General features: G+C 30.0%; 4 protein-coding genes. All 4 read right to left on the bottom strand.

Annotated features, from left to right (window positions below; all coding sequences use genetic code 11):
* Positions 1-106: 106 nt before the first annotated feature.
* Positions 107-595: an ECF transporter S component gene (locus VK998_RS10910; RefSeq protein WP_325228223.1), complete on the bottom strand. Its 489-nt coding sequence runs from the start codon at positions 593-595 to the stop codon at positions 107-109.
* A gap of 182 nt (positions 596-777) precedes the next feature.
* Entirely contained in the window at positions 778-1191 is a 414-nt protein-coding gene (locus tag VK998_RS10905; RefSeq protein WP_325228220.1) for a bacteriohemerythrin, read from the bottom strand.
* 78 nt (positions 1192-1269) lie between these two features.
* Positions 1270-1596: a P-II family nitrogen regulator gene (locus VK998_RS10900; protein WP_325228218.1), complete on the bottom strand. Its 327-nt coding sequence runs from the start codon at positions 1594-1596 to the stop codon at positions 1270-1272.
* Positions 1597-1609: 13 nt separating this feature from the next.
* Positions 1610-2311 carry a DUF1538 domain-containing protein gene (locus VK998_RS10895; RefSeq protein WP_325228217.1) on the bottom strand — a complete coding sequence of 234 codons (702 nt, stop codon included), beginning with the start codon at positions 2309-2311 and terminating at the stop codon, positions 1610-1612.
* Between the last annotated feature and the right edge of the window lie 188 nt (positions 2312-2499).

Genomic DNA, 2499 nt, shown 5'->3' with positions numbered 1-2499 from the left:
TTAAATATAATTGGCGAAACTAAAGACGGAGAAAAAATTCAAGTCTTCCAGAATGGAAACTGGGCTTTTTAGTATAATAAAAGTAGCGGAAATTACTCCGCTACTTTTAATTAAACGCTTTTGTCCTTTTCAATGCTCCATATAGCACTACAGAAGTTACTGCCCCTAATAAACCTTGCATAATATTGCCTGGAATAGATGCTATAGCTCCTTTACCGTACATAAATATTTCAGGTATAAAGTATCCAAAAGCCATAAAGATACCAGCTATAGATGTTGCAATTATAGGTTTTTTACTTCCTATTTTTGTTTCTAATAAGGTTCCTGCTATATATCCTTCCAATCCTTTCACTATAAATGTAATAGGTGCATAATGAAAATATCCTAATAACAAATCCGCCATAGCAGAACCAAGTCCTCCTACAACAAATCCACCCTTTTTACCTAAAGTAAGAGCTGCTAATAAAACTACCATATCACCTAGATTTAAATATCCATTAGTGCCAATAGTGGGAATGTGTATAACCATAGTCATCACTACAGTTAATGCCATAAGTATAGCATATCTTATTAACAACTTTAGATTATTATCCATTAAAGAAACCTCCTTCCAATATTATGTTATGTATGGGTACAGTTTGTGGTTCTTATGAATTGTATCCATTTTTATGATAACACTTTAGCTACGCTTATGCAATAGTTTTTAAAAAAATATCCAGACAAGGTATGCTTATTCCCATTTACCTGTCTGGATTCATGTTTTACACTATTTTTATTTTAATATATACCTTTATCGTTCAGAAATTCTTTGTACTCCATATCCGTCTTCAAAATATGATTTTCAATCCAATTTGCAACAAATATAATTAAATCCATTCCTATTTTTTTCTGTCTTTCGTCTATTTCTTCTTCATCTATGGATTTAACCTTAGATATAAATGAATCGTGTTGCCTTTTATGTTGTTGAAATTTAGGATATCCATTATCTTCCATCATCTTTTCCTCAAATGTAAAATGATATACTGCATAGTCCCTTAATTTATGTAAAGCTTCTAGAATTTCATCATATCTGTCTATCCCGTCCTTAATAGATACAATCTCATAAAGGTAATTACCTATTTTAAATAGTTCCTTATGTTGATCATCTATACTTTCAATATTTACACTAAAATCATCTTTCCATTTAAACATATACCTCTCCCTTTCATTTAATATTTACAATATTATTATCAAATAATTAAATGAAAATCTAGCTAAACTAACTTTATTTTATCTCTCAAATTTTCGCCTATGCCGCAATCCAACTAGATTTTCTACCGGTAAAGTAAATATAATACCTGTTCCAGGTTCTTTAAGCCTTCCAGCTTCAATTATGGCATCATATATAGATTTATATTTTTTTTCTTCACTTAGTACAAGAATAATTTCCTTTGAAGCTTCAATATTGATATTCAAAAACTTCATAACTTCGCTTTCTCCTGTACCTCTTCCATAGATAATAGTGGCTCCTTTAGCACCTGCTTTTTTTGCCTTATCAACTATTTTATCTGCTTTTCCTCTCTCAACAATAGCAATTATACATTTAACTCCATCCAAAAATATCGCCTCCCTATATCTTGGTTAATATGCCTAATACTAATACTGAAACCATAGCTCCAATTGATGTAAGCCCTATAATTCCAAATCCAGATAAGAGTGGGTCTGCATGTTCCACAATTTTAGCTAATCCCATTGCCAAAGCCATATTCAAAGGAATATTAACAGGACCAGTAGTTGCACTGGCTGAGTCCATTGCAATAGATACAAACTCTTCTGGTGTTAGAAATGCTAATCCAATTATTAAACCAAGTAAAGGTATTATAATCTTTATATAAGATACTCCATTTAAAATCTTAAATATCCCTATTCCCATTCCAGTTCCAAATCCAATTGCAACAGCATGTATTAATACTTTATGTGGTATTGCACCTATGGATATTTCCTCTACTTCTAAAGCTAGGGTCTTTAAAGCTGGCTCTACTAAGGTTCCAAAATAACCTATAATAAAAGCTACAATTACAATAAGCCATTTTCTTTCTAAAACTACTAAATTACTACCTACTGAATCTCCTAAAGGAAAAAGACTCATTGTAATCCCTTTTAAAAAGAAATGTAATCCAAATACACTAATTAAAAGACCAACAACAAATTCTTTTACATTTTCAATTGGTTTTTTCAATATTACCAACTGAAAGAAAACAAGTATAGCTGTTAATGGTAAAATACTTCTTAAGGTTTCCCATAGGGCATTTAATGCTTCCAATCCTCTCATATATTGAGTCCCCTCTTCTATTTTTCTATTTACTTGCTATAATAATATTATTATACTATAGTTATACTAGTTAATAAAGCTAGATAAGGTTTTGTTTAATTAAAAATACTTTTTAATAAATAAAAGTTTTTTTAAATCAATATAGGGTAAATATACATAAAAATATTTCTCTTAGAATTCTTATGTTA

Origin of the sequence: Schnuerera sp. (genome assembly GCF_035459645.1) — a bacterium.
In the GTDB taxonomy this organism is placed as follows: Bacteria; Bacillota; Clostridia; order Tissierellales; family Tepidimicrobiaceae; genus Schnuerera.
Note: the sequence above shows the minus strand (reverse complement) of the source record. Positions and strands in the feature narration are given on the sequence as shown.